Genomic DNA, 26336 nt, shown 5'->3' on the forward strand with positions numbered 1-26336 from the left:
TCACCGCAGCACCGCCGCGAGCCGGGCGGCGACGTCGACCGGACAGCGCCCCAGGTCGACGAGCGGGCAGGGAGCCTCTCTCGCGAGACCCAGCGGGTCCAGCCGCAGCGAGGGCAGCGTGATTCCGGCCTTTTCCAGCGCCGCCCGCAATTCGCCCAAGGTCTCCTCCGCCTCTTCCACACACCGCGCCGAGTGTCGTGCCGACACGTCACTCCCCTTTCCTCTCGGTTTTCACGCTTCGCATCTCCACGGTGACTCTCCGGACCTAGAATCGCGAGGGGTGCAAGCACTACAAGTGCGGCGCAGAGAAAGGGTCTTGGCCATGGCCAACGGTTCGCGGCAGGCGGCCTGGGAGTTCTTCGGCGCGGAACTGAAGCGGCGCCGGGAGAACGCCGGAATCACCCAGGTGGAACTGGGGTCGAGGGTGTTCGTATCGGGTGGCTATATCGGCCAGTTCGAACAGGCCATTCGCAAACCGCAGTTGGACGTGGCCCAGCGCATCGACGAGGTACTGCAAACCGACGGTATCTTCGAGCGAATGTGCCGCAAGCTCATCGACGACCGGCGGTACGCGGACTACTTCGCGAGGGCGGCCGAACTGGAGTCGCTGGCGACGGAGATCTCCGAGTTCGCGCCCGCGTTGGTGCCGGGGCTGCTGCAGACCCCGTCCTACGCCCGGGCGGTCACCCTGGCGATGACCCCGTTCGCACCGGACGAGTACATCGAGGACAGGGTGTCCGGCCGGATGGAACGCCAGCGCATCCTCAGGGATGCCACACGACCCACGTACTGGGTCATCCTGCACGAGAACGCACTGCGGGTCCCGGTCGGCGGACCGGCCGCCATGGCGGACCAGTTGGAGCACATCGCGGCGCTCGCACGGGAGCGGACGGTGGGAGTGCAGGTGCTGCCGTACGCTGCCGGGCCGTATGCGCTCATGAACGGAATGCTCGAACTGATGGAGTTCGAGGATGCCCCGCCAACGGCCTATACAGAAGCGGTGTATTCGGGCAGCCTGCTGGACGAACCGGCTGTGGTGAAGCGCGCGCACGCGGCATACGATCTGCTCAGGGCCGCCGCGCTGCCACCGGCGGCGTCCCTGGCCCTGATCGAGTCGGCGGCGGAGGACTTCAGACGATGCGCGCGTACGACCTGAGCAACGCCCTCTGGAGCAAGAGCTCCTACAGCGACGGCAACGGCGGCAGCTGCGTCGAGGTCGCCCACGACTTCCCCGGTGCCGCCCGCTGGCGCAGGAGCACGTACAGCAACGGGGAAGGCGGCAACTGCGTCGAGGTCGCCGACGGTGTGCCCGGTGTGGTGCCGGTGCGGGACAGCAAGGTGCCCGGCGGCGGCGTCCTGGTGTTCGGAGCCGCCGCCTGGGAGCGGTTCCTCGGCGCCGTCAGGTGATCGTCGGGTCCGCAGCGGGCTCGGGCTGCGGTTCCGTCGCCTCCCACAGCACGGTGAACCGGTTCACGCGCTCCTCCACGTGCTCGCGGGTCATCCTGAGCGTGGTCTTGGCCGGCATGACGCGGATGTCCGGCTCGGTCTCGTAGCACAGCTCGCCGTCGAAGATGATGAAGTCGTTCAGCGGTGTCATCTGCGCGGTCGGCGTCAGCTCCGCGTGCACGGCGATCCGCGCGTCGATGCCGAAGGTCCGCTGCCGTGCGCACAGGTCGCGCAGGCTCTCGGTGACCTCCTCCCGCCGGTCCACCAGGAACAGGCGGCGGATCTCCACGCCGCGCGTCTTGATCGCCTTCTCCTGCGCGGCGAGGTAGCGGCGGGCGGGCTCGCTGGACCAGAAGTCCCGGTCCACGGAGGTGCTGGTGGCGTACAGCGTCTTCTTGACGCACCGGGTCAGGTCGATCAGCCACTCGTGGTTCTCGCCCGCGCAGTCCGCGCCGCCGTTGCTGAGGTTCTCCATCAGCCGGGCGAGCCGGCCCAGTTCCTCCTCGGCGAAGGTCTTCACGATGGCCGAACCCCGGTCCCCCACCTGCGTGTAGCCCAGCACCAGGTGGGTCACCTCGTCGGAGCGCAGCACCGAGCCGTCCACCTTGCTGAACAGCTCCGTCGCCGCGTTGATCTTGGCGAAGCTCTCGTCGACCGTGAAGCGGATCTCCTCGTGCTGCTCGGTGAGGCGGGCCTTCATCTCGTCGACGTGCCTGCGGTGGCTCTCCTCGACCGCCTCCAGCCGGTCACCGAAGTCGACCAGGTACTGGACGATCAGTGCCGCGCTGCCGAGGGCGATGGACACCGTCCACTGCCAGATGTCCCCGTCCTGCACGTTCAGTGCGATGGTCAGCAGGAAGGTGCCGCCCGCCACCAGCGCCGTGACCAGGGTCCTGCGGAATAGTTTGGACATCCGCTGGTCCCGTGCGGTGAGCGCCCCGCTCCCGCTCTCCCCCGTACTCGTCGTCGCTCCGCTCATGTTCTTCCTCCCCCGTCGGGTGTGCGGTCGGTTCCGCCTTTCGGTGCGTGCTCCGTGCGTCTCGTGGGCCGGTGCCCGGACGGTGCCCGGGTCCCCGCTCGTTCCGTTCTCGGCGGTGCGTGGTGATCCGTCGGTGATCCGTCGGAGATCCGTCGGTGATCCGTCGGAGCTCAGCCGGTTGTCAGCCGGTTCTCAGTGCCTGGTGCAGGAGGGGTACGGTCTGGACGGCCAGTTGGTCCCGGATGCGCTGGACGAGGTTCTGCCACTGGCGGGTGAAGCCGGGCGTCCGCTCCAGCACCTCCCAGAGCGGGGCCAGCGACGGCTCCACGCGGGCACCCGGCATCCACAGGTGCAGCAGGTGGTCGACCGCCGGGCGCAGTGCCAGGACCGCGGCCGGGCCGTCGGCCGCGCCGAGCCGGCTGCTGTCCAGCAGCTGCACCACGGTGGTCAGCAGCCAGTCGTGCAGCGCCAGGTCCTCGCACAGTCCGGCCACCGCGGTGAGCGACGCCGGCTGCGGAAGGCTCAGCCGGACGGTGCGCAGCCCGTCCTCGGCCAGGGTGAACCGGTCGAGCGTGGGCGCCTCCCCCTCGCGTGCCCGTACGGCCGCCCAGCGCAGGCGGGTGCGGCGGGACTTGAAGGGGGCCTTGTGGTCGAGGAGCGGGTGGCGCGCCAGCCGGGCGAGGAGGCCCTCGGCGATCATTCCGAGGTCGAGTTCGCCGCGCTCGGGCCCCCGCAGGGCACCGTCCGCGGCGGCCTGCACGGGCAGCTTGCCCAGCGGTTCCAGCAGACCCGGCCGGACCAGGTAGTCGCCCCAGGGGCGGCGCCGGTCGGGCCCGCGGGCCGGTAAGCCCGCGTACGCGGTGGTCTGGAGCAGGCGGCCCTCGGTGAGGGCGGCGCGGGCCGCGACGGTGCCGACGGCGCGGACCCGGGCGCCGCCCGCCACGGGCAGCGGGCAGTCGACGCCCGTGAGGACCTGCGGGGAGCGGACGTACGGGTTGGGCCGCTCGGAGACCAGGACCCGCTCGTCGGCGCGCAGCCGCAGCAGTTGGGCGGCGGCCCGGGCGTCCAGCGCCTGGAACGACGGCAGCAGACAGGTGCGGACCTCGCCGCAGGCGAGGACCGCGTCCGCCGGCTGTCCCGCGGACGTCATCCGACGTCCCCCCGGGCGGGCTCCCGTAAGGCGGCGGGCTCCTCCCGGGCCGACGGCTCCCCCCGGGCCGGCGGCTCCTCCGGGAGAGGCGGCTCCTCGTAGAAGACGTAGCCGGCGCGCTGGGCGACCGCCGCAGGGACCTCGACGCCCTCGCGGGCGGACCGCTCGGCGACCTGCCGGAGCGCTCCCGCGTCGACGTCCGTCTGGTCGAGGATGAGCCGGACGGCGTCCTCGACGGCGAGGAAGCGGTTCGGCATCACGGTGCAGGTGCGGTAGGCGCTGAACGGTGCGGCGGCCTCGTTCAGCCGGATCAGCGGCGGCAGCCGGTCCCAGTCGTCGGGGAAGTCGGACCCGGGCCACGGCTCGGGCGCGAGCACCGGCGCACCGAGGTGGCGCAGCAGGCCCAGGCGGGCCAGTTGCCAGACGGCGGCCAGGAACGGGCACGACCACAGGCGCCGGCCGTCCCGCTCCGACCAGAGTTCGACGTCCATGAAGACGGAGTGGTTGCGGGCCGCCGCCTCCTGCGGCGGCTCCCAGCGGGCGACCTCGGCGAGGGCGTGGCGGGGCGCCGGGCTGCGGCGGCCGTTGGCGAGCCAGCCGGTCTGGCCGACCGGCGGGCGGGAACCGTTGCTGCCCGGAGAGGGCGACTCGACCAGGCGGTGCAGCACCGACTCGGCCGGTTCGACCCGGCCGGCGACCGCGCAACCGGACTCCCGGGCCAGGTAGTCGACGGACAGCCCGGCCCGCTCGGCCTCCGCCAGCACGACGGGAACGAGCTGGGCGGGGGTGGAGAAGCGGGTGAAGTAGTCGTCGACGAGGAAGCAGGTGCTGATGCGGGGCCTTCTGCCGCCGAGGCGGCGGGCGGCGGCGGCGCGGGCGGCGTCGGCCCAGATCCGCACCTCGGCGAAGTGGGCGCGGAGCCGGTCCGGACCGGCCTCGAAGTCCTCCATGTAGAGGTGGCCCAGTTCCAGGGAGAGGTGCGACAACGGCACGGACTGGGTGCGGGGTTCGGCGGTCGTCTCCCGGAACACGGTCGGCTCGCTCACGCCTCCTCCCAGTACTTGTCGTCGGCGAGCCGGACGGCCAGCTCGCTGAGGGCCTGCCAGGTCTCCGTGGCGGCGATCTGGCTGTCGAGCACGTCCTCGTCGGTGATGAGCTGCTCCCGCCACTGCAGGACGGGCTCCAGGGGTACGGAGCCGAGCACCTGGCTGTGGCCGATGCCCTGCCGGGCGGCGAGCTGCCTCAGGTCGTCGTCGCAGGCCCGCATCCACGCCGACTGGGTGGCGGACACCGGGGACTCGGGGTCGGGCACGGCGGCCCGGACGAAGCGGATGGCGCCGTGCAGGGCCGCCTCGTCGTGGCCGCGGGCGACGCCTCCGGCGATGATGCCGCGCTTGCCGTGCACCAGGTCGGCGGCGGCCGCCACGTGCTGGCGGGTCCAGCGGTGGAAGACCAGCCAGCGGGCCGGCACGCCGCGCAACTCACGCTGGCTGGTGGCCTCCAGGGCCATGTCGACGGCGTAGCTGCGGCCGGCGCTGAGGTCGACGACGATCAGGTCGTACTCGCCGTGCAGCCGGAGCAGCAGGTCCACGCAGCGCCGCAGGGTGTCCGACGTGGTGGCGAACTCGCCGCCGCCGAGGTCGCCGGGCAGCAGCATCAGCCGTCCGGAACCGGGCGGCCGGCTGCGCAGCACCCGGTGCTCGGTGTGCGCCCAGACGTCGATCGCGGCCGGTTCGGCGACCTCGCCGGTCAGGTAGGCGTGCAGTCCGCTGTCCTCGGCGGCCCGGTGGGCGTCGGGCACGTCGAAGACGGCCGCCGCGGTGGGCGAGCCGAAGTCGAAGTCGAGGTAGCAGACGTCGTCCCCGGCCAGTGCCCGCTGGTAGGCGAGGTTGGCGCTGGTGACGGAACGGCCGGTGCCTCCCTTGTCGGAGGCGGCGAAGACGAGCACGGCCTCACGCTCCCTGCGCGGCGGCCTCGCGGGCCCGCGCGAGCGCGTCGAGCTGGCCGAGGACGTCGAGGGCGAGGGCGTAGGCGGTGCCCGGCTGCTCGCCGATGAGGGTGCGGGCACGGCGCAGTTTGATCTCGATGCCCCGCAGCTGCATACCGCGTTTGCCGTCGTCGCGGGGCGCGGGTTCCATCTGCTCGTTGCCGAGGAGGTGGGCGGACTCGCTGAGCAGGGCGCGGGCGAGCTGGGAGAGTTCGCCGCTGCGGATCGGCGGCTGCCGGTACATCTGGTGGATCTGGACCATCACCTCGGTGATCCGCTCGGTGGTGCTCCAGGACACCGGTACCGGCCGCTCCTGGACGGGCGAACCGGGGTAGGCGGCGTGGACGTTGTCCCACAGGCCGGCGCCCTCGCCGTCGCGGATGCGGCGGCGCCAGACGTGGTCGAAGATGTCCTCCGCGAGCCGCAGCAGCCGGTCGTGGGAGGCGAGGCTGCGGGAGAGCGTGCACAACTGCACGCTGCGCTTGAGCAGTTGGGCCGAGTAGTCGTTCATGGACCAGCGCAGCGGCGGCCCGATGCGCTCGCTGCCCTGCAGCGGCAGCGAGACACCGGGGTTGTGCAGCCTGATCATGGGGTCGTCGCGGGTGAGGCGGCTGGTGATCCGGCCGCGCTCGGCGAGGCGTTCCATCACCCCGACGGTGCGGGTCAGGTCGTCCTCGGTGGCGCGGCGGCGCATCAGGTCGTGGACCAGGATGGCGAGGATGGACAGGGAGAAGTACTCCGACTCCAGCTTCTGCCCGGTGGTGCGCCAGGGGATGTCCTCCAGCGGCCAGCGGTCCGGGTCGAAGCGGGCGATGCGGGACCAGAACTGCTGGGTGATCTCCCAGCGCAGTCTGAGCGACTCGGCGAGCTTCTGCTGTTCGGCGTTGAGCAGGCCCAGGGTGAGGGTGCGGTCGGAGAACAGGTCCTGGATACCGTCGAGGGCGACGACGGTGAAGTAGAGGTAGGGCACCGGGGCTGCGACGCCTGCGGGCTGCGGCCCGATGGCCTCCTCGGTCGGCACCAGGGGCGCGTCCCGCACGATGCTCCACGCCCAGCCGCATTCGAAGAGCTGGTTCTCGTCCTTGAGTTGCTCCTCGACCTCGACGCCGAGGGAGATGGTCTCGGCGATCGCGGCGCGCAGCGCGCGGAAGCGGTCCTGGAAGCGCTGGTGGACATGGCGTCGGGACAGCCGGCCCTGACCGAGGACATCGGTGAGGGTGTCCCCCTGGGGGGAGTCGGCGTCGAAGACGTTGACGGTGAAGGAGCGCAGCATGCCGACCATGGCGGCGGTGAGCCGGTTGCTGGTGGCGGTGCGCAGTTCGGCGATGGTCCGCCGGATGTCGGCGCGGCGGGTCTTGGTCTCGTAGCCCTTGAGGAAGCCGAGCAGGGCGAGGCACAGGGTGATCGACATGGAGAAGGAGTCGACCACGCCGAGCGCGCGCTGCTCCTCGGTGACGTCCCGGCCGTCCTCGCGGGAGCTGAAGTAGTAGCCGCCGGCGAAACTGGGGCCCTTGTCCTCGCGGGTGTGGACGCGCATGAAATCGGCAGCGGTGGTGACGATGTGGGCGGGGATGTCCAGCCGCCCGCCGGCGTCCTTCATCACCTGGAGGATGTCCTCCTGGGTGACGTCCGGATCGTCGAGGCGGAACGCGGTCAGCTCCGTGGCCGGGTACAGCAGGCAGAGGAGGCGCTCGGCGTCCGCGACGCTGCTCTGCCCACCCCACTTCCCCCAGGCCCACTCCCTGTCCTCGAAGGAGTGGCGGGCGAGCGCCTGCCAGATGTCGAGTAGGTGCCGGCGCGGCTTGAACTGCATCCCCTGCCCCTCACACAGGCCGCATTGTCCTCGTTCGAGGAACGCCCCGTTTCCGCCGTGGAAATTCTCCGATATGACATATGTCGATGAACGGTTGTGCTGCGGTGCTGCGGCGCCGCCGTCCGGTGACGCCGTGGTGCGGTGTCGCTGCCGTACCGCCGCCGTGCCACTGCGGCCGTACGCGGGCTTCGGTAACGGAATCGCGAATTCCGGGCCGCAACCCACAAGCGCGGACCGCCGGTCAATGGACCGGAAGAACGGGCTCCGAATTCCGCCAGCCATAGGCGAGGATCATGGCCGAATATCCTTCGCGCACGCCGGCGGACGCGGTGAGCCGATGCGCCTTGAAGTCGCGCGCATACGGCGCCAGACTCTCGTACACGTCGGATTCTCCCACGTCGCACGCGGGGAAGAAATAGTCACCGGCGTGATAGCCGCGTGAATGCTCCATGAAGGCGGCGGCGAAGGGGGCACCGGGGGCGAGGGCGCGCATGAAGCGTTCGACGCCGAGGAAGAACTCCGCACGCGAGCCGGTCATCGACTCGGCGACGAAGAACATGGTCCCCACCGACCAGCGCCCCTGGTGCCGCTCCAGGTCGAAGAGATCACCCTGCTCGACCCGGACGGTCCCGGCGAACCGCTCCCGGGGGTCCCAACTCACGTTGCCGTAAGCATCGTTGGCGCGAAGAGCGTCCCAGAACTGGTCCCAGTGGCGGTCGTAGGAGCCGATCTGCCCCCGGAGGTAGCCGACGTTGGCGGGCGAGCGCTCGAAGAGGGTGATCTCGTCGCACCAGGGGAGCATGGACAGCGCCGGGTAGAGGTTGGCGCCCGCCCCCACGTCGATACCGAGAATCGGCCCGTCGGCCGGGTTCCGGAAATGGCCCGCGAAATGGTCCCGCACCGTTCGGAGGATCTCCGCGTCCTCGTCCTGGAGCTTGCGGTAATTGTGATCAACGTAGGCGATCGGGTCGAATGCCCCCCAGGGCACGTCGGCATTCTTCACCCGGGCGTCCGCCGGCGCTCTCAAGGCCATTGGCCCACGGTACCGCCGCGGGGCCGCAAGCGTATCCCCTTCCGTCGACACGGACGGGTGACCCAAGGCGCACGGGAGGGCCCCGGCGCACTGGGGGCGCACCGGGGCGAATGCTTTCCCGCAGCTCGTTACGGTCTTGAACAGTCCGATTGCCCCGCCCAAGATGGTCGGAACTCCGCCGAACACACCGGAAAACCGAAGAACGCGCGTCTCCCCGGCACCACCCGCACGAGTGACGGCACCCCCCGCATTCACCCGCAGGAGGCAGCATGACGGCTCTTCCAGAGGAACGTTTCCCCTCTGCAGGTGGCACCACGGACCGCCCCTGTCTGGCCGCGCCCGGCGAGCGGCGGCTGACGACCCGCGGGGTCACGGAGGCCGACCTGCCGGAGCTGCTCCGGGTGGACCGGGAGGCGTTCCCCGAGGACCCGTACCCGCACTTCGTCCTCCGCCAGCTCTTCGACCTGCACGGCGACCGCATCCTCGTGCTGGACGACGGCCGGAGCCTGCACGGCTACGTCCTGTTCGCCACCACCTCGGACGGCTACGTCGCCTGGGTCGTGAGCCTGGGCGTCACCCGCGACCTACGCGGGCGCGGGCTGGGCCGCCGGCTGATGGCGGAGGTGCTTCGGCAGTTGCGCGCCGAAGGCGTCCACGAGGTCCGCCTGACGGTGGAACCCGCCAACGACGCCGCCGTCACGCTGTACCGGTCCCTGGGCTTCTCCTCCGAGCAGGGCGTCCGCCGGGACTACTTCGGCCCGGGCGAGCACCGGCTGGTGATGCGGCTGGGCCTGCACGGGCTGACTGGCTAGCACAGGGCTGGTGCAGGGCTCGTACCGCTCTCGCCGGTACCGGCCCCCTCCCGGCCCGTCCCGACCCTGCCGAGCCGACGGGCGAGGTGCAGGGGCTGCAGGGAAAACGGGTCGGCGCGGAGAACCGGTCACCCGTCCCGCGGTCGTCCGTCGCCTCAGCGCCCGCGCTTCCGGCGCTTGCGCTTGGCCTGCGCCAGCGCGTACCTGCGCTCGGCCTCCTCCCGCCTCCGCCTCCTGGACTCGGTCGCGGCCGACCTCTTGCGCTGCTCGAGTTCCAGCCGCAGCGCTTCCTGGGACGCGGTGCCGCGTCGCCCCTGTGCGACTCCGGCGGCCTCCCGGGCGGCCAGCCGCGCGGCTCGCTTCGGGTTGTGCGGGAGCGGGCGCCGGGTCTCCACGGGCACCGCGGGGTTGGCCTGCGCGCGTTCCAGCAGCGCCGTGCCGTGGCGCAGCAGGAACTGGTACAGCTCGGCGTCCGTGGGCTCGCTGCCGAACACGTGCCGAGTGGCGCGGACCTCGCCCGCCTCGGCGATCTCGAGGACTCCGACCCAGAACGGGGCGTCGAAGCGGATCGTCAGGGTCACTGAGGTAGTCACAGAACTCTCCAGTACATGCCAGCCACCGGCCTGACGAGGCCGGATTCCGGCACACGGGACATCCCTGGAGAGGGCGGATACAGACTGCCGTGCTGCGGCAGCGTCCGGGCTACCAACCGGACCGCGTTTTCGTGCGCGCGACCAGGCTATCGGAGAGCGACCACCGGCACCACGGTCCGACCTGCCCCCGGCGACCGCGATCTCCGGCGTCGCGTCAGCGTCGCCCTGGACTTCCCGGCCTGGTTGGACAAACGCGACCTGGCCCTCGCCGACCTCGCCGACCTCGCCGACCTCGCCCAGGAGCACATCGACGACTGGATCGCCGGGGCCACCAGCCAGCGGCGCTACCTGATCCGCTACTTCCTGACGCCCGACGCGACTGGGCCGAGCACCTCGCAGCCAGGGCAGCAGATGACTCGGCCTCGAGGCGGCTGCCCAAATGATGTGGCGTCTGTCCGGGGTGTCGTGGAGCCTCTCAAGAGTGGTGCTGGCACGCTCTGGCAGCTCGGTGTCCATCCGGCGCTTCAGTCGTGCGGCGTCGGCACCCTGCTGATCAGCTCCGCAGAGGCTCGGATCACAGCCCGTGGTCTGGCGGTGGCCGAACTGGGCGTGGAGGAGAGCAACCCGAGAGCCCGAGCCCTCTACGAGCGATTGGGCTATCGGCCCTACGGCCGTGAGCTGGACTCCTGGGACGTGGAGTCCGAAGAGGGCACGGTCAAGCGGTACGAAACCATGTGCACGTTGATGCGCAAGGACCTGACATAGTCAGGGCCGCCAGCGATCCAAGCGAACATCGGGCGACGCAACAGCTGACCGTCGCCGCCCACGAGGACTGTCAGCGCGGCACCCTGCCCAGCGGCCAAGGCGCCCGCGACCTCATCGGCGCCGGACGCCTAACAACCCCCGGGTCAATTACCCGCGACCTGTTCGGCGTCCGGACCGATGCAGGGTGCGCGCACCACAGCCGGTCGCTCACGACATCGCCGTCAGCCCTCGGAGGAATCGGCATGAACGGCTGCCAGGACGGCGCGTCTGTATTCCGCTGCGGCCCGTGCGCTCGTGAAGCCCGTGCATGCGGTGACCTGCCGGGTGTCGGTGAATTCAGGGGAGAACCAGTCGGTGACGTTGTCGTCGACGGCCTGAGTGATCGCCGGTGACCCGGTTTTCAGGCGGAAGCCGACCTGGTGGCAGACGTGGCTCTCGGGGCGGACGAGGTGCCATACGACGGCCGCGTCGAAAATGGGCTTGGCCGGGATGCCGTTCGCCGCCAACTCGTCCACAAGCGGCCGTGAAGACCGCCCGAAGTAACGCGCGAGCGGGTCCGGATCGGTGGCCATCTCGCGCAACCGGTCGAGCGGGATCGGGGCGAGGGACGACAGCTCGAAGTTGATGGCGGTGAACGGGATCGAGGTTTGTTCGAGTACGATCGCTTCCGCGCGTGGATCCATGATGTAGTTGAAGTCCACCGCCGGATGACCGAACAGTTCCAGCGGCGTTGTCGGCTTGCTGCCGACCAGCGCGACGACCCGTTTGACGCGTGCAGCTTCCGCCGGGTAGTTCATGGCGAGGCAGGCCACGTCGGTCAGTGGTCCGATGGCGAGGATGGTCAGCCCCCGCGTTCGATGCAGTTGGTCGGCCATGAAGCGAACACCGTCGTTGACGCAACTGTCGGTGAGGTCCGCCCCGCCGGTTTCTTCTTGGCGAAGGACCGGCAGCCAGACGTCCGCCCCCTGGACCACGGGCACCCGGGAACGGAGCGCTTCCCTGGTGGCTCGTGCGGTGACCATCGAGGGTTTGACCAGCGAGTTCCCCATCGTCACGACGACGCCCCGAAGGTCGACACGCTGGGCGACGGCAAGGGCGAATGCGTACGCGTCGTCGATGTCTGGAACCGAGGTGGCGATTCCGTTGCGATTACCCGTAGTCAATCCCATCGCCAAATCGGTGGACAGGATGACCGGCTCCCTCCGATTTCCGGAGGGAAAGGAGTCGACGGCAACCGGTGGCGCATACATGGGAGAGTGCGCAGCCGCTTGAGCCACGCCCACGTTGCTGCACAGGGCCACGGGCACGAGTAGCCCGACGCTCATCGCGATGAGTTTCCTCACCGCAGTCCAGTAGTGTCGTCCCACTGTGACTCATTTCACTGACCAGGGGATTTGGATGGCCTTCATTGATTCAGACCGCCGCTCCAACAGCCGAGCTGGCAGTGACACCGTAGAGGACACCCTCAGTGATCCACCGAGCCGACACGATAAACATCGTGATGTTCACCCTGAGCCGGCATACGGGCTTGTCAACGCTCTCCACGGTGACCTTCCACCCCATTGCCGGCGCAGACACGAGCCGGCACCGATTCAGTTTCTCCAGGAAGCAGTCGCCGCGCGGAGCCGGGATTCGGGCCCTGCCTGAGGACGACGAGCCTGCAGGGCTGGTCGGCGGGCCGGAGGTCGATTCCCCAGCCGGGCGTTCACCGATGCGCACGTCGCGTTCGGCGCATAAGTCGAATCCCACCACCAGCAGATCGTCCAGCACCCCAGACCGCTCCCTGTTCGAGCGCCGTGTACGCAGAGCATCGCAACGGGCTCTGACAGTCCCCTTCCTCACGTGCGCACAGCAGAACCACAGGCCGGGCCGGATACAACTGTCGCGGCTCGGAGTCTGGATCCCGCGGAACGGGTGCCGATGTCCCGGAGTCCCCGGCTTCGGGACATCGACGCACGCAGACTCAGGGCGGCTCGGTGCTGGTCAGGCCGGTAGGGCGTCGATCGCGGCCTGCCACGGGTAGGCGTCCAGGTTGCCGCGTTTGGGCTTGTGAGGGGTGAATCCGCCCTGGCCCAGCAGCACGGTCACGCCCGCCTCTCGCAGGAAGTCGACGTGCCCTTGGACGGCCGGGTGGGCGGCCTGGGCGTCGTTGAAGTGGGGCAGGGCGACGATCGGTACGAGCGCGATGCCTTCGGTGATCAGCCCGAGGGCGAGGGTGTCGGAGACGGCGGTCGCCCATTTCGCCAGCGTGTTGTTGGTGAGCGGGGCGACGAGCATCGCGTCCGGAGGCGGCAGCAGGTCAGGGTGGCTGGGCAGCTTGTACTGGTGGCGCACGGGGTGGCCGGTGAGCTGTTCCAGGGCCTCGATCTCGCCCTCGGCGTCCTCGGTGAGCCACCGGTGGGCGGACGGCGTGAGGATCAGGCAGACGTCCCATCCGGCTCGCTGGGCTGCCTTGATCGGTACGGACAGTCGCCGGGCGGGCGGCGCGGCGCAGGCGATGACGTACAGGGTGCGGTTCGTGGTCACCGGGGAAGTCCACAGCGCTCGGCGAGGCTGCGCAAGCGCCCCTCGGCGCTGCCCGCTCCGAGCAGCCGCAGGTCCTCGACGAGGGCTTTGGTGCGGGGGTGGCACACGGCCTCCTCGGGGGCGAGGGCCTCGGCCTCCAGCAGCGTGGTGACGGTCTCCTCGCGCATCCCGGGCTGCGTCGCCCGCGACCGCCAGGAGGCGGCCACCCCATGACCAGCACCCACCATGTCCTGCACGACCCGCAGGGCCGTCTCCCGGCGCCTCCCCCGTGGGCCCGGGCGACGGCGAAGCCCCCGGCGGGCTGCTCCTGCGCCGAGCACCACCGGGGGCTTCTCCCTGTCGCGCGGGGTCGTGGCCGGGGCAAGCGGCAACGTCCCGGTCGCGGCGTGGGCGGCGGCGCTACGAGGGGGTGCGGGCCGCCGCGAGCAGGCGGGTCACGTCGTCGGCGCAGATGGTGAGGGCGGCACCCACGGTGGCGAGGACGTCCCGTTCGGCGGGCGAGTAGGGGCCGTCGGCGAGGGCGATCCGGGCGCCCTGCAGCAGGATCGACTCGCGGCCGACGAGGGCGAGGTGCGGGGCGAGCGGGTCCAGGGCCTCGTGCAGCTCTATGGCGAGCCCGGCGCCGCACGGCTCGTCGAGGAACCGCCCGGTGTCCTCGGCGAGCGCCTCGACCAGCGCGGCGAGCTGCTCCTCGGTGCAGTCGGCGAACCCGGCCGCGCGGACCCCGCCCGCGGCGGTCTCCAGCGCGCTGCGGGAGCAGGTGCCGCTCGCGGCGAGCACGGCCAGCGCGACGGTGTGCACGGCGTCCCGGAGCATCGCCGAGAAGCGGATGGTGGTGGGGTGGTCGAGGGCGTCGGAGCCGAAGTGGCGGCGGCAGGAGGCGCACTCGACGACCGGGCCGGTCTCGCCGCGCGGCAGTACGGGGACTCCGAGCACGGTGAAGCGGCGGCGCCCGGTGAGGCGCTGGTAGTTGCGGTCGCCGCCGCAGCCCGGGCAGAAGAACTCGCCGTCCCCGTGCGGGGTCCAGGCGGTCCGGGTGCCCAGGATGCGCACAAGCCCGGTGGCACGGCCGTTTCGTCCCCGTCCTGGCAGCACGTCGCACCTCCCGCGAAACGTCGCGGCAACATTGCCGCGCCTTCGTGATGTTAGCCACACCACGGAGGTGCAGTCAGCACCCCGGAGAGACCTTTCCGTGACCTGGGTGGGCGGATGGCCGAGAAACGGCGGGCGCCCCGGCCCCCGTACCGGAGCGGTTACGGGGGCCGGGGCGCCCCTCCGACCGGGGCTGATCCGGCCGGTGCGCTGGTGGGAGCGGTCAGCGGGCCGCCCGGTTGACGGCGGAGACGACCGCCTTCAGCGAGGCGCGGGTGGTGTTCGCGTCGATGCCGATCCCCCACAGCACCTGGCCGTCGATCGCGCATTCGATGTAGGAGGCGGCGAGGGCGGAGGCGCCCTCGCTCATGGTGTGCTCCTGGTAGTCCAGCAGCCGCACGTCGATGCCGATGGACTGCAGGGCGTCGAAGAAGGCCGAGATCGGTCCGTTGCCGGTGCCGGTCAGCACGGTGTCGTCGCCGTCGACGGTGGCCTCGACGGTCAGCGTGTCCACGCCGTCCGTGTCGGTGGTCGACTGGCCGGTGCGGACCTGGATGCGGCCCCAGGGGTTCTCCGGGTTCGGCAGGTACTCGTCCTGGAAGACCGACCAGATCGCTCCGCCCGTGACCTCGCCGCCCTCGGCGTCGGTCTTGGCCTGGATGAGCTTCGAGAACTCGATCTGCATCCGGCGGGGCAGGTCCAGGTGGTGGTCGTTCTTCAGGACGTAGGCGATACCGCCCTTGCCGGACTGCGAGTTGACGCGGATGACCGCCTCGTAGGAGCGGCCGACGTCCTTCGGGTCGATCGGCAGGTACGGGACCGCCCACTCGATGTCGTCGACGGTGACGCCCTTCGCCTTCGCGTCGGCCTCCATGGCGTCGAAGCCCTTCTTGATGGCGTCCTGGTGGGAGCCGGAGAAGGACGTGTAGACCAGGTCGCCCACGTACGGGTGGCGCGGGTGGACCTCCATCTGGTTGCAGTACTCCCAGGTACGGCGGATCTCGTCGATGTCGGAGAAGTCGATCTGCGGGTCGACGCCCTGGGAGAAGAGGTTCATGCCCAGGGTGACCAGGTCGACGTTGCCGGTGCGCTCGCCCTGCCCGAACAGGCAGCCCTCGACGCGGTCGGCGCCGGCCATCAGCGCCAGCTCGGCCGCCGCCACCGCCGTACCGCGGTCGTTGTGCGGGTGGACGGACAGGCAGACGTGCTCGCGGCGGGACAGGTTGCGGTGCATCCACTCGAAGCGGTCCGCGTGGGTGGACGGGGTCGAGCGCTCGACCGTGGCGGGCAGGTTGAGGATGATCTCGCGGCCGGGGCCGGGCTGGTAGACGTCCATCACCGCCTCGCAGACCTCCAGCGCGAAGTCCAGCTCGGTGTCGGTGAAGATCTCCGGGCTGTACTGGTAGCCGAATTCGGTCTCCGGGCCCAGCAGCTTCTCGGCGTACTCGATCACCAGGCGGGTGCCGTCGACGGCGATCTGCTTGACGTCGTCCCGGGAGCCGCGGAAGACGACCCGGCGGAAGACCGGGGCGGTGGCGTTGTACAGGTGGACGGTGGCGCGCTTCGCGCCCTTCAGCGACTCGACGGTCCGCTCGATCAGGTCCTCGCGGGCCTGGGTCAGTACGGAGATGGTCACGTCGTCCGGGATCGCGCCCTCTTCCTCGATGATCGAGCGCACGAAGTCGAAGTCGGTCTGCCCGGAGGCCGGGAAGCCGACCTCGATCTCCTTGTATCCCATCCTGACCAGCTGGTCGAACATCCGCCGCTTGCGCTCGGGGGACATCGGGTCGATCAGGGCCTGGTTGCCGTCGCGCAGGTCGGTGGAGAGCCAGCGGGGGGCGGCGGTGACGCGCTGCTCCGGCCAGGTGCGGTCCGGGATGTCGACCTGCGCGTAGCGGCCGTACTTGTGGACCGGCATGGACGTGGGCTGCTGGCGGTTCGCCATGGTGCGGGGCTCCTTGGAGGTGTCCTGGAGGACGGCCGACGACGCAACGCCAAGCTCCGCGGGGAGGGGGTCGGCCTCGACTACAGGCCCTCGCCGCGGCAGCTAAGGAGGAGCAGCCCGAAACGCATGATGCACCGCATGCTAGCCGAGCCGCCCCGGAGGCGGGGGCCCGTCCCAGTATGCGGGACGGGAGCCGCACCGCGGACAAAAGGTGCGATATACCACTCCGCTACGGAGCGTGCCGACGACTGTCCCGGTATTTCACCAATCATGGTGGCTAGTAGTGACAGCACATTCACCCAGTGCAATGGTGCGGGACATGACCACTCACGGGGGCCACGAGCCCGCTCTGTGCACCATCGTCCCGCCCCACGTCCTCGACCGGCTGGCCCGGCACGACGACCCCGCACTCTCCGTCCCGGCCCGCCGGACCCTCCAGCGCGACGCCCTCGAACGCACCCGCCGCCGCCTGACCACGGTGATCGGCGCGGCCGCCGCCGCGCCGCGCGCCGGGGCGGAGCCGGCCCGGCCGCACCGCACCGTCTACGACGCCCGGCACGGCACCGAGCTGCCCGGCACCGAGGTGCGCGGCGAGGGCGGGGCGCCGGTCGCCGACGCCACCGTCAACCGCGCACACGCCGGCCTCGGCGCCACCTTCGAGCTGTACCTGACGGCGTACGGCCGGGACTCCATCGACGGCCAGGGCATGCCGCTCGACGCCACCGTCCACTACGGCGAGAACTACGACAACGCCTTCTGGAACGGCGAGCAGATGGTGTTCGGCGACGGCGACGGCGAGATCTTCCTCGACTTCACCCTGCCGGTCGACGTCATCGGCCACGAACTCACCCACGGCGTCACCCAGCACACCGCGAACCTGGCCTACTTCGGCCAGTCGGGCGCCCTGAACGAGTCGATGTCCGACGTCTTCGGCTCGCTCATCAAGCAGTACGCGCTGGGGCAGACCGCGGCCGAGGCGGACTGGCTGATCGGTGCCGGACTGCTCGCCCCGCGGGTGAACGGGAAGGCGCTGCGCTCCATGAAGGCGCCGGGAACGGCCTACGACGACGACGTCCTCGGCAAGGACCCGCAGCCGGCCACCATGGACGGCTACGTGCACACCGGCCGGGACAACGGCGGCGTCCACATCAACTCCGGGATCCCCAACCACGCCTTCTGCCTGGCCGCCACCGCCCTCGGCGGCCACGCCTGGGAGCGGGCCGGCCGGATCTGGTACGACGTGCTGACCGGCGGCGAACTCCGGTCGGAGGCGCAGTTCACCGACTTCGCCACGCTGACCGTGCGGGCGGCCCGGGAACGGTACGGCGCCGGGGACGAGCTCCAGGCCGTGCAGAAGGCCTGGGAAGAGGTCGGGGTGCGCACCCTGTAGTTCCACGCACCCTGTGGTTCCACCTGTGGTTCCGCGGGGGCGGCTCCTCACCACGGCTGCATGCCCCGGTCCCGTACCGCGGCTCCGCGCCCGCGTCCCGTACCTCGGTTCGGGTACCGGATGCGCGGCGCGGCGGTTCCGTACTAGACAGGAGCCATGCTGATTCAGGTGAGGCGCACCGGCGGATTCGCCGGCATCGAACGGTTCGCCCAACTCGACACCGAGGGCCGGCCGGACGCCGGCGAGTGGCGGGCCCTGGCCGAGAAGGCGGTCGCCGCGGGCCAGGACACCCCGCCGGCCGGAGTCCCGGACGGCTTCAACTACCAGATCACCGTGGACGGCAGGACCGTGTACGCCGCCGATCCCCGGCTGACCGAGGAGCAGCGGCTGCTGATCAGCCGACTGCTGGCGGAAGGAGCGTGAACGGCCGCTCCGTGCAGGGGCGTTGACTTCGTTACCGCCGGTACGGATGATCCGGGCCATGGCGACGAACCCGATGGCCCGGATCCCGGCGTTCCCGGACGGCTTCCTGTGGGGGGTCTCCACCTCCGCCCACCAGATCGAGGGCGCCGCCGACGCCCGCGGCGCGTCCGTGTGGGACGCCTTCACCGCCGAACCGGGCCGGATCAGGGACGGCTCGACGGCCGCGGTCGCCTGCGACCACTACCACCGCTACCGCGAGGACGTGGCACTCCTCGCCGGACTCGGCGTGGACGCCTACCGGTTCTCGCTCTCCTGGCCCCGGGTCGCCACCCCCGGCGGCCTCGACTTCTACGACCGGCTGGTCGACGAGGTGCGCGCGGCGGGCGTGCGGCCCGTGCCCACCCTCTTCCACTGGGACCTGCCCGTCGCGCTGGACTGGCGGGACCGCGACACCGCGGCCCGGTTCTCCGAGTACGTCGCGGTGGCGGCGGACCGCCTGGGCGACCGCGTCGAGGACTGGATCACCCTCAACGAGCCGGCCGAGCACACCCTCTTCGGCCACGCCCTCGGCCACCACGCGCCGGGCATGCGGCTCCTCCTCGACGCCCTGCCGGTCGCCCACCACCAGCTCCTCGCCCACGGACTCGCCGTCCGCGCGCTGCGCGCCGCCGGCGCCGCCCGGATCGGCATCGCCAACTCGCACGGCCCGACCTGGCCCGCCTCCCCCGAGCCTGCCGACACCGAGGCAGCCGACCTCTACGATCTCCTGCTGAACCGCCTGTTCGCCGACCCGCTGCTCACCGGCCGGTACCCGGACGGACTCGATGCGGCCATGCCGGGCACCCCCGAGGAGACCGCCGCCGACCTGGAGGTGATCGCCGAGCCGATCGACTTCTACGGGATCAACTACTACGCCCCGACGAGGGTGGGCGCACCGCAGGGCGCCGACTCCGAGTTCGGCGGCGTCCCGCTGCCCGCCGAACTCCCCTTCTCCGTGCGGCAGGTCGAGGGCGTACCGGTCACGGACTCGGGGTGGCCGGTGGTGCCCGGGGCGCTGACGGAACTGCTCACCGGCTTCCGCGACCGGTACGGCGACCGCCTCCCGCCGATCGTCGTCACCGAGAACGGCTGCGCCTACGACGGCACCGACGACCGGGAGCGCATCGCCTACCTGGACGGCCACATCCGCGCCCTGCACCGGGCGGTGCGGGACGGTGTCGACGTGCGCGGCTACTTCGTCTGGTCCCTGCTGGACAACTTCGAGTGGGCCGAGGGCTACACGCGCCGGTTCGGACTCGTCCACGTCGACTTCGACACCCTCGCGCGGACCCCGAAGGCGTCCTACGCCTGGTTCCGGGACCTGCTGCACTCCCGGGGCTGACGACCCCCACCGGACCGGCACCCACCGGACCGGCACCCGCTCCTCCGGCACCCGCTCCTCCGGCACCCGCGGGGTGCGCTCACAGCGCGCCCGCGTCCCGGGCGGCCCACACGGTCGGGAAGTGCGGCCGGAAGCCCAGGTCCCGGCGGATCCGCTCGGCCGACATGACACCGAACCACGGGTCCGGGTCGGTCCGGCCGTACAGTTCCGCCGGCACCTCCGCCCCGTTGAGCGCGTACAGCTCGACCGCCGTGACCGGGGCGTCGTCGGCGATGTTGTACAGCGGCCCGGTCACCGCCGGTGCGTGCAGCAACCGCAGCAGGCCCTGGGCGACGTCCGCGTGGTGCACCATCTGCAGCCGCCGGGACGCCGCCCAGTGCGCCGCCCACCGCAGCGACTGGGCGAGGTGCGGATCGCCCTCCCCGTAGACGAAGGGCAGCCGGCCGATGCGCACCTCCATGCCACCGTCCAGCGCGAGCAGCTCCCGTTCCGCGGCGGCCTTCGACTCCGCGTAGGCGCCCCACATCTCGCCGCCGGGCCGCGACTCGTCCTCCTCCACCAGCGGGCGCCCCCGTCCGGCGCCGTACACGTTCCCCGTGCTGACCTGCACGAAGCGTCGTACGCCCGAGGCCAGCGCGGCCCGGCCCAGCGCCACCGCCGCGTCCCGGTTGACGGCCCACGCCTCCTCGTCCGGGACGCCCCGGAACGAGGCGGCCACGTGCACGACCGCGTCCGCCCCGGCCACCGCCCCGCCCAGCGCGTCGGTGTCGCGCAGGTCGCCGACCGCCACCTCGGCACCCAGCGCGGCGAAGGGCTCGCCCCGGGACTCCTCGCGCACCAGGACCCGCACCTCCTCGTCCGGCCGCCGCCGCGCCAGCAGCCGGGGCGCGAATCGCCGGCCGACCTGCCCCGTCACGCCCGTCACCAGTGTCAGCATGTTCCGCTCCTCTCGTTCGCGGTCCGGTTTCACGCCCCACTGTCCGGCGGCAGCGGACGGACCGGGAGAGACCCGTCGATCGGGGGATCGGCAGTGCCTGGATAAACCCGGCGCCCCGGCGCAGCCTGGAGGGGTGAACCGCGCCGAGCTCGCCGACTTCCTGCGCCGCTGCCGGGCCCGCCTCGAACCGTCCGACGTGGGCCTGGCCCCGGGTGCCCGCCGCCGCACCCCCGGCCTGCGCCGCGAGGAGGTGGCGTCGCTGTCCGGCATGTCCGTCGACTACTACACGCGCCTGGAGCAGTCGCGCGGCCCGCGGCCGTCCCGGCAGATGCTCACCGCCCTCGCCAGGGCGCTGCGGCTGGCGGACGACGAACGGGACCACCTGTTCCATCTGGTGGGCGAGGAGGCCCCGCGCCGCACGGCCGGCTCCGCGCACGTGCGTCCCGGGCTGCTGCTGGTCCTGGACCGGCTCCATGACACGCCCGCCCAGGTGGTCACCGACTGCGGGGAGGTGCTCGCCCAGAACGCGATGTCCCGGGCGCTGTCCGGCGACGCGCTGGCCCGCCCGCCGCGGGAACGCAACCTGGTCCGCCGCTTCTTCCTCGATCCCGCCGCGCGCGAACTGCTGCCGCCCGAGGACGTGCCGGCGCTCGCCCGCGAGCACGCGGCGAACCTGCGCGCGGTGGCGGCGGCCCGCCCCGACGACCCGGAACCGGCCGCCCTGGCGGCCGAGCTGCGGGCGGCGAGCGAGGAGTTCGCCGCGCTGTGGGAGGAGCACGAGGTCGCGGTGCGCCGATCGGGCACGAAACGGTTCCTGCATCCGGTGGTCGGGCTGCTGGAGCTGGACTGCGAGGTTCTGCTGAGCCCCGCGCACCACCAGCTCGTCGTCCACTCCGCCCGCCCGGGAACCGCCTCGTACGAACGGCTGCGGCTGCTGCGGGTGGTGGGACTGCAGGACATGGCTCCCGCCGACGCCGCCCGCGGGAGCTGACACCCGGCGGCGCTCACCCGTGGTGGCGATCCGGTGACGTTCGGTCGACGTCCGGGTGCCGGGTGGGGAAAAGCCCTTCGGGGGTGTCGGTGGTGCGTCGTACGCTGGACACACCAGACACCGCCTGTCACGCGGCACCGGCCGCAGAGGAGGATGTGCAGGCCTTCAGAGCCGGCCCATGACTCAGACACCCACAGCTCACACTCCCGCGCAGGAGCAGGCCAGGGCGCAGTTCACCGTCCCCGCCAAGCACCCCATGGTGACCGTCCTGGGGTCCGGCGACTCCCTGCTGCGTGTGATCGAGAAGGCCTTCCCGGCGGCCGACATCCACGTCCGGGGCAACGACATCAGCGTGGTCGGCGATCCCGTGGACGTGGCCCTCGTCTCCCGCGTGTTCGACGAGATGATGCTGGTGCTGCGCACCGGCCAGCCGATGACGGAGGACGCGGTGGAACGCTCGATCGCCATGCTCAGGGCGAGCGAGAAGGGCGAGGGCCCCGCGGAGACGCCGGCCGAGGTGCTCACCCAGAACATCCTCTCCTCGCGCGGCCGGACCATCCGGCCCAAGACGCTCAACCAGAAGCGGTACGTCGACGCGATCGACAAGCACACGATCGTCTTCGGCATCGGCCCCGCCGGCACCGGCAAGACCTACCTCGCCATGGCGAAGGCGGTGCAGGCCCTGCAGTCCAAGCAGGTCAACCGGATCATCCTGACCCGTCCGGCGGTCGAGGCAGGCGAGCGGCTGGGCTTCCTGCCGGGCACCCTCTACGAGAAGATCGACCCGTACCTGCGCCCGCTGTACGACGCGCTGCACGACATGATCGACCCGGACTCGATCCCCCGGCTGATGGCCGCGGGCACGATCGAGGTGGCGCCGCTGGCGTACATGCGCGGCCGTACCCTCAACGACGCCTTCATCATCCTGGACGAGGCGCAGAACACCAGCGCCGAGCAGATGAAGATGTTCCTCACCCGGCTCGGCTTCGACTCGAAGATAGTGATCACCGGTGACGTGACCCAGGTCGACCTGCCGGGCGGCACCCGGTCGGGTCTGCGGCAGGTCCAGGACATCCTGGACGGCGTCGAGGACGTGCACTTCTCCCGGCTGTCGTCGCAGGATGTCGTACGGCACAAGCTGGTCGGCCGTATCGTCGACGCGTACGAGAAGTACGACACCGAGCGCGGCACCGAGAACGGCACCCACCAGGAGCGGGGCCGGGGCAGATCCGGGCACAAGCGGAAGTAGAGAACACGCACGACCATGTCGATCGACGTCAACAACGAGTCCGGAACCGAGGTCGACGAGCAGGCGATCCTCGACATCGCCCGCTACGCGCTCGCGCGGATGCGCATCCACCCGCTCTCCGAGCTCTCGGTGATCGTCGTGGACGCCGACGCCATGGAGCAGCTCCACGTGCAGTGGATGGACCTGCCCGGACCCACGGATGTCATGTCCTTCCCGATGGACGAGCTGCGGCCGCCGGCCAAGGACGAGGAGGAGCCGCCGCAGGGCCTGCTCGGCGACATCGTGCTGTGCCCGGAGGTCGCCACCAGACAGGGCGCCGAGGCGCCGACGCAGCACTCCATGGACGAGGAGCTGCAACTGCTCACCGTGCACGGGGTGCTGCACCTGCTGGGGTACGACCACGAGGAGCCGGACGAGAAGGCCGAGATGTTCGGCCTCCAGGCGGCGATCGTGGACGGCTGGCGCGGGGAGCACGGCCTGACCGGGCCGTCCCCGGCGCCCACGGTCTCGTAAGCGGCCGGCATGAGTCCGCAGATCGTCCTCGGCGCGCTCGCCCTGGTCGTGGTGGCCTGGCTGGCGGCCTGCGCTGAGGCCGGCCTCGCCCGGGTCTCCAGCTTCCGCGCCGAGGAGGCCGTGCGTTCCGGCCGCCGCGGCAGCGCCAAGCTCGCCCAGGTCGCCGCCGACCCGACCCGCTATCTCAACGTCGCCCTGCTGGTGCGCGTCACCTGTGAGATGGCGGCGGCCGCGATGGTCACCTACGAGTGCCTGCAGACGTTCGACGGCCGCACCACCGAGGCGCTGCTCGTGGCGATCGCCGTCATGGTGCTGGTGTCGTACGTCGCGGTCGGCGTCTCCCCGCGCACCATCGGCCGCCAGCACCCGCTGAACACCGCCACGGTGGCCGCGTACGTGCTGCTGCCGCTGGCCCGGATCATGGGACCGATCCCCTCGCTGCTGATCCTCGTCGGCAACGCGCTCACCCCCGGCAAGGGCTTCCGCCGCGGACCGTTCGCCTCCGAGGCGGAGCTGCGCGCCCTGGTCGACCTGGCGGAGGCCGAGTCGCTGATCGAGGCCGAGGAGCGCCGGATGGTCCACTCGGTGTTCGAACTGGGCGACACCCTGGTCCGCGAGGTCATGGTGCCGCGGACCGACCTGGTCGTCATCGAGCGGTTCAAGACGATCCGGCAGGCCCTCACCCTGGCCCTGCGCTCCGGTTTCTCCCGGATACCGGTGACCGGGGAGAGCGAGGACGACGTCGTCGGGATCGTCTACCTGAAGGACCTGGCCCGCAAGACGCACATCAGCCGGGACGCGGAGAGCGAGCTGGTGTCCACGGCGATGCGGCCCGCGTTCTTCGTACCGGACACCAAGAACGCGGGCGACCTGCTGCGGGAGATGCAGAAGGAGCGCAACCACGTCGCCGTCGTCATCGACGAGTACGGCGGCACCGCCGGGATCGTCACCATCGAGGACATCCTCGAGGAGATCGTCGGCGAGATCACCGACGAGTACGACCGTGAGCTGCCGCCGGTGGAGCACCTGGGCGCGGAGCGGCACCGGGTGACCGCCCGCCTCGACATCGGCGACCTCGGCGAGCTGTACGGCCTGGAGGCCTACGACGACGAGGACGTGGAGACGGTCGGCGGGCTGCTCGCCAAGGCGCTGGGCCGGGTGCCCATCGCCGGGGCGTCCTCGGTGGTCGACTTGCCCGACGGCCGCGCGCTGCGGCTGACCGCCGAGGCGCCCGCGGGCCGCCGCAACAAGATCGTGACGGTGCTGGTGGAGCCGGTGCACCCGGCCGGAGCCGAGCCCGGCGACGAGGAGGAACGGGAGAAGTGACCCCGCAGCAGCTGCGCGCCCTGTGCCTGTCCTTCAACGCGGCGGTGGAGGACTTCCCGTTCCGGCCGGAGGTGTCCGTCTTCAAGGTGTGCGGCAAGCTGTTCGCCCTGTCGCAGCTCGACGCGCGGCCGCTGACGGTCAACCTCAAGTGCGACCCGGAGGACGCGGCCCGGCTGCGGGAGCGGCACACCGGGCTGATCGTGCCCGGCTGGCACATGAACAAGCGGCACTGGAACACCGTGACCGTGGACGGCGGCCTCCCGGACCGGCTGGTCCGGGAGCTGGTGGAGGACTCCTACGACCTGGTAGTCGCGGGGCTGCCGCGGGCGGAACGGCTCCGGCTGGACCGTCCCTGACCGGCCGCGTGGCCGCCCCCGGCCGCTTCCCCCTCCCGCCGCGTCCGCGCGAACGGCGACGGAACCGTCACCAGCGCAAGGACAGACGCTGGGAAGCCGCCGGGTACGTCCTCGCGCCCGGCAGTACCCGCAAACGCGTCAGCGCTCTTGGCGGCGCTGCCGGAGCTTGGCGGACAGGAAGCGAAGGGCAGAGCTGGACACGTCGACACCCGACGGGTAGACAAGCACACGAAGCCTCTGGTGGAAACGGATTTCTTGGTCGAAAACCCATCTACCAGGGGCTTCACCCAGGGCGGTTTCAAAGTCTGAGTGATCATGTGTCCGCGCTGGTCAGGTCAGTCCGATGAGGGCCAGGGGGCGGGTGAACGGCTCGTAGGACATCTCCCGGAGTCCGGCGGCGATGTTCGTGTGTCCGGCGATGCGGAGTTGGTTGATCGCGAAGCTGCGGAGGGTGGCCAAGTTCTCCGGGCCGTGCCCGGTGTGGACCTTGGAGGCGTCCTCGGCGAAGGTGGTGTCGCGGACGAAGTGGAGCCGGTTCTCGATGGTCCACTGCGATCGGATGATCTTCGCGAGTCGTTGCGGGGATGCCTGTCGGCTGGTCAGGTCGGTGATGACGTAGACCGTCTCGCGGCTGCGTTTGCCGGTCTTGAGGCACGTGCGGTGCCGGACGACGCGGGCGACCTGGGCGGCGTGCGGGAAGTCGAGATCGTCGACGGTCAGAGCCTGCACCACGCGGGTCTCCTTGCGGCCGTGGCCCTCGCTGCGGTCGTAGAACTTCGTGCTCACCTGCTTCCAGGGCAGCAAATGCAGCCGTTCGTAGAGTCCGGCCTGGTTCTTCTTCACTGTCAGCGCGTAGTGCGCCCGTTTGTCCTCGACGAGGAAGCGGGCGTGGCCGCGCTGGGCGTGCAGGGCGTCGGCCGTCACGGTCACTCCGGCCAGGTCGAACGGGGCGAGCAGGCCGGCGAAGCAGCTGATTTCGTTGGTCTTGTCCGGCACCCGCAGTTGGGTGACGGTCTGCCCTGCGTCGGTCATGGCGGCGAGCAGGTGGGCGGCCGGGCCGCCGTCGCGGCGCGAGCCGCGGGCGCTCTTGCCGTCCACCGCCAGGGTGTCAGCCCCGGCCGGGTCGCATCCCAGCAGGTCGGCGAGGCCGCCGGGGCAGACCCGGGTGATGATCCTGCGGATCGTCGCTGTGCTCGGCGCGACGCGTACCTGGAAGGCGGACGCGGTCCGGGTGCCGAGCCGGGGCCAGGGTGTCCTGCGGGGCGTTGCGCGCCCACTGGCCGATCGCCGTGAATGAGGCGGCACCGGCCGTGACAGCCGAGCAGGCCACCAGCAGCACGCTCACGAACGGGTGACGCCTTCCACGCCGGTCACGCGGATCGGGCAAGGTCGCCAGCCGGGACGGCAGGCCGGCGATCGCGCGGTGCTGACGCGAGGGCGACTTGATCAGGCACACGGTGGCAGACTGGCGGCACATCGAAGCAGTGATGATGGCGTCGTGGTCCTCCGCCGGGTCTGACCCACATCGAAGCTGACGCCCAAGGGCTGTCATGTCGGAGAACTGTCGACTCGCTGCGGAGGGCCACGACGCACGCGGCCGACCAGGCGATCGTGACCTGATAGTCACCG

29 protein-coding genes and 1 pseudogene are annotated in these 26336 nt (G+C 71.2%); 12 read left to right on the forward strand and 18 right to left on the reverse strand.

Going from position 1 to position 26336, the window contains the following annotated elements; genetic code table 11:
* Positions 1 to 159 (reverse strand): hypothetical protein, encoded by a 159-nt coding sequence (locus tag ACL02U_RS27405; RefSeq protein WP_412793639.1) that lies wholly within the window; start codon positions 157 to 159, stop codon positions 1 to 3.
* 163 nt (positions 160 to 322) lie between these two features.
* Between ACL02U_RS27405 and ACL02U_RS27410 the strand changes: the two genes are divergently transcribed.
* Together ACL02U_RS27410 and ACL02U_RS27415 are read left to right on the forward strand one after the other, a co-directional pair.
* Entirely contained in the window at positions 323 to 1156 is an 834-nt protein-coding gene (locus ACL02U_RS27410) for a helix-turn-helix domain-containing protein (RefSeq protein ID WP_412793640.1), read from the forward strand.
* Positions 1138 to 1407 carry a DUF397 domain-containing protein gene (locus ACL02U_RS27415; protein WP_412793641.1) on the forward strand — a complete coding sequence of 90 codons (270 nt, stop codon included), beginning with the start codon at positions 1138 to 1140 and terminating at the stop codon, positions 1405 to 1407. Before ACL02U_RS27410 ends, ACL02U_RS27415 begins: the two co-directional genes overlap by 19 nt.
* Here ACL02U_RS27415 and ACL02U_RS27420 read toward each other — a convergent pair.
* The 6 genes from ACL02U_RS27420 to ACL02U_RS27445 form a co-directional block, all read right to left on the reverse strand.
* Positions 1400 to 2425, reverse strand: a complete 1026-nt coding sequence (locus tag ACL02U_RS27420) for a hypothetical protein (protein ID WP_412793642.1) — start codon at positions 2423 to 2425, stop codon at positions 1400 to 1402. The two genes, ACL02U_RS27415 and ACL02U_RS27420, sit on opposite strands and share 8 nt — an antisense overlap.
* Before the next feature lie 181 nt (positions 2426 to 2606).
* Positions 2607 to 3575: an SCO2521 family protein gene (locus tag ACL02U_RS27425; protein ID WP_412793643.1), complete on the reverse strand. Its 969-nt coding sequence runs from the start codon at positions 3573 to 3575 to the stop codon at positions 2607 to 2609.
* Positions 3572 to 4606, reverse strand: coding sequence for an SCO2522 family protein (locus ACL02U_RS27430; protein ID WP_412793667.1), 1035 nt, complete (start codon positions 4604 to 4606; stop codon positions 3572 to 3574). Before ACL02U_RS27430 ends, ACL02U_RS27425 begins: the two co-directional genes overlap by 4 nt.
* A gap of 11 nt (positions 4607 to 4617) precedes the next feature.
* Positions 4618 to 5523: an SCO2523 family variant P-loop protein gene (locus ACL02U_RS27435; RefSeq protein WP_412793644.1), complete on the reverse strand. Its 906-nt coding sequence runs from the start codon at positions 5521 to 5523 to the stop codon at positions 4618 to 4620.
* A gap of 4 nt (positions 5524 to 5527) precedes the next feature.
* Positions 5528 to 7375, reverse strand: a complete 1848-nt coding sequence (locus ACL02U_RS27440; protein ID WP_412793645.1) for an SCO2524 family protein — start codon at positions 7373 to 7375, stop codon at positions 5528 to 5530.
* Positions 7376 to 7616: 241 nt separating this feature from the next.
* Positions 7617 to 8408, reverse strand: a complete 792-nt coding sequence (locus ACL02U_RS27445; protein ID WP_412793646.1) for an SCO2525 family SAM-dependent methyltransferase — start codon at positions 8406 to 8408, stop codon at positions 7617 to 7619.
* A gap of 269 nt (positions 8409 to 8677) precedes the next feature.
* On the opposite strand from ACL02U_RS27445, the gene ACL02U_RS27450 reads away from it, so the two are divergent.
* Positions 8678 to 9220: a GNAT family N-acetyltransferase gene (locus ACL02U_RS27450; RefSeq protein WP_412793647.1), complete on the forward strand. Its 543-nt coding sequence runs from the start codon at positions 8678 to 8680 to the stop codon at positions 9218 to 9220.
* A 155-nt stretch (positions 9221 to 9375) separates the two neighbouring features.
* Here ACL02U_RS27450 and ACL02U_RS27455 read toward each other — a convergent pair whose 3' ends face one another.
* Positions 9376 to 9813 carry a YjdF family protein gene (locus ACL02U_RS27455; RefSeq protein ID WP_412793648.1) on the reverse strand — a complete coding sequence of 146 codons (438 nt, stop codon included), beginning with the start codon at positions 9811 to 9813 and terminating at the stop codon, positions 9376 to 9378.
* 243 nt (positions 9814 to 10056) lie between these two features.
* On the opposite strand from ACL02U_RS27455, the gene ACL02U_RS27460 reads away from it, so the two are divergent.
* Positions 10057 to 10578 (forward strand): GNAT family N-acetyltransferase, encoded by a 522-nt coding sequence (locus ACL02U_RS27460; RefSeq protein WP_412793649.1) that lies wholly within the window; start codon positions 10057 to 10059, stop codon positions 10576 to 10578.
* A 221-nt stretch (positions 10579 to 10799) separates the two neighbouring features.
* Here the strand turns inward: ACL02U_RS27460 and ACL02U_RS27465 are convergent, their stop codons facing one another.
* The 6 genes from ACL02U_RS27465 to leuA form a co-directional block, all read right to left on the reverse strand.
* Positions 10800 to 11945 carry a nucleoside hydrolase gene (locus ACL02U_RS27465; protein ID WP_412793650.1) on the reverse strand — a complete coding sequence of 382 codons (1146 nt, stop codon included), beginning with the start codon at positions 11943 to 11945 and terminating at the stop codon, positions 10800 to 10802.
* Positions 11946 to 11991: 46 nt separating this feature from the next.
* The gene (locus ACL02U_RS27470) at positions 11992 to 12348 is read right to left on the reverse strand and encodes a hypothetical protein (protein ID WP_412793651.1); all 357 of its coding nucleotides are present in this window, start codon (positions 12346 to 12348) and stop codon (positions 11992 to 11994) included.
* 213 nt (positions 12349 to 12561) lie between these two features.
* Entirely contained in the window at positions 12562 to 13104 is a 543-nt protein-coding gene (locus ACL02U_RS27475; protein ID WP_412793652.1) for a flavoprotein, read from the reverse strand.
* Positions 13101 to 13271, reverse strand: coding sequence for a hypothetical protein (locus ACL02U_RS27480; protein WP_412793653.1), 171 nt, complete (start codon positions 13269 to 13271; stop codon positions 13101 to 13103). Before ACL02U_RS27480 ends, ACL02U_RS27475 begins: the two co-directional genes overlap by 4 nt.
* A 232-nt stretch (positions 13272 to 13503) precedes the next feature.
* Positions 13504 to 14199 carry a TerB family tellurite resistance protein gene (locus ACL02U_RS27485; protein WP_412793654.1) on the reverse strand — a complete coding sequence of 232 codons (696 nt, stop codon included), beginning with the start codon at positions 14197 to 14199 and terminating at the stop codon, positions 13504 to 13506.
* A gap of 220 nt (positions 14200 to 14419) precedes the next feature.
* Positions 14420 to 16141 carry a 2-isopropylmalate synthase gene (gene leuA / locus ACL02U_RS27490; protein ID WP_412793655.1) on the reverse strand — a complete coding sequence of 574 codons (1722 nt, stop codon included), beginning with the start codon at positions 16139 to 16141 and terminating at the stop codon, positions 14420 to 14422.
* Between the two features lie 319 nt (positions 16142 to 16460).
* Between leuA and ACL02U_RS27495 the strand changes: the two genes are divergently transcribed.
* The 3 genes from ACL02U_RS27495 (at position 16461) to ACL02U_RS27505 (ending at position 19335) form a co-directional block, all read left to right on the forward strand.
* Complete coding sequence (locus ACL02U_RS27495; protein ID WP_412793656.1) at positions 16461 to 17531, forward strand: M4 family metallopeptidase; 1071 nt, start codon at positions 16461 to 16463, stop codon at positions 17529 to 17531.
* A 156-nt stretch (positions 17532 to 17687) separates the two neighbouring features.
* Positions 17688 to 17954, forward strand: coding sequence for a protealysin inhibitor emfourin (locus tag ACL02U_RS27500; RefSeq protein ID WP_412793657.1), 267 nt, complete (start codon positions 17688 to 17690; stop codon positions 17952 to 17954).
* A 46-nt stretch (positions 17955 to 18000) separates the two neighbouring features.
* Entirely contained in the window at positions 18001 to 19335 is a 1335-nt protein-coding gene (locus ACL02U_RS27505; RefSeq protein ID WP_412793658.1) for a GH1 family beta-glucosidase, read from the forward strand.
* Positions 19336 to 19414: 79 nt separating this feature from the next.
* Here the strand turns inward: ACL02U_RS27505 and ACL02U_RS27510 are convergent, their stop codons facing one another.
* Complete coding sequence (locus tag ACL02U_RS27510; protein ID WP_412793659.1) at positions 19415 to 20272, reverse strand: NAD-dependent epimerase/dehydratase family protein; 858 nt, start codon at positions 20270 to 20272, stop codon at positions 19415 to 19417.
* Positions 20273 to 20405: 133 nt separating this feature from the next.
* On the opposite strand from ACL02U_RS27510, the gene ACL02U_RS27515 reads away from it, so the two are divergent.
* The 5 genes from ACL02U_RS27515 (at position 20406) to ACL02U_RS27535 (ending at position 24707) form a co-directional block, all read left to right on the forward strand.
* The gene (locus tag ACL02U_RS27515) at positions 20406 to 21263 is read left to right on the forward strand and encodes a helix-turn-helix transcriptional regulator (RefSeq protein WP_412793660.1); all 858 of its coding nucleotides are present in this window, start codon (positions 20406 to 20408) and stop codon (positions 21261 to 21263) included.
* Between the two features lie 178 nt (positions 21264 to 21441).
* Positions 21442 to 22512 carry a PhoH family protein gene (locus ACL02U_RS27520; RefSeq protein WP_412793661.1) on the forward strand — a complete coding sequence of 357 codons (1071 nt, stop codon included), beginning with the start codon at positions 21442 to 21444 and terminating at the stop codon, positions 22510 to 22512.
* A gap of 15 nt (positions 22513 to 22527) precedes the next feature.
* Entirely contained in the window at positions 22528 to 23025 is a 498-nt protein-coding gene (ybeY, locus tag ACL02U_RS27525; protein WP_412793662.1) for an rRNA maturation RNase YbeY, read from the forward strand.
* A gap of 9 nt (positions 23026 to 23034) precedes the next feature.
* Positions 23035 to 24351 carry a hemolysin family protein gene (locus ACL02U_RS27530; RefSeq protein WP_412793663.1) on the forward strand — a complete coding sequence of 439 codons (1317 nt, stop codon included), beginning with the start codon at positions 23035 to 23037 and terminating at the stop codon, positions 24349 to 24351.
* Positions 24348 to 24707, forward strand: a complete 360-nt coding sequence (locus tag ACL02U_RS27535; protein ID WP_412793664.1) for an MmcQ/YjbR family DNA-binding protein — start codon at positions 24348 to 24350, stop codon at positions 24705 to 24707. Before ACL02U_RS27530 ends, ACL02U_RS27535 begins: the two co-directional genes overlap by 4 nt.
* A 141-nt stretch (positions 24708 to 24848) precedes the next feature.
* On the opposite strand, the pseudogene ACL02U_RS27540 reads toward ACL02U_RS27535, so the two are convergent.
* The 3 genes and pseudogenes from ACL02U_RS27540 to ACL02U_RS27550 form a co-directional block, all read right to left on the reverse strand.
* Positions 24849 to 24935: pseudogene (locus tag ACL02U_RS27540) on the reverse strand (IS5/IS1182 family transposase); the annotation flags it as partial.
* A gap of 102 nt (positions 24936 to 25037) precedes the next feature.
* Positions 25038 to 25889, reverse strand: coding sequence for an ISAs1 family transposase (locus tag ACL02U_RS27545; RefSeq protein ID WP_412793668.1), 852 nt, complete (start codon positions 25887 to 25889; stop codon positions 25038 to 25040).
* Positions 25816 to 26259 (reverse strand): transposase family protein, encoded by a 444-nt coding sequence (locus ACL02U_RS27550; protein ID WP_412793669.1) that lies wholly within the window; start codon positions 26257 to 26259, stop codon positions 25816 to 25818. Before ACL02U_RS27550 ends, ACL02U_RS27545 begins: the two co-directional genes overlap by 74 nt.
* Positions 26260 to 26336: the final 77 nt, after the last annotated feature.

Source organism: Streptomyces sp. MS06, from assembly GCF_047200655.1.
In the GTDB taxonomy this organism is placed as follows: Bacteria; Actinomycetota; Actinomycetes; order Streptomycetales; family Streptomycetaceae; genus Streptomyces.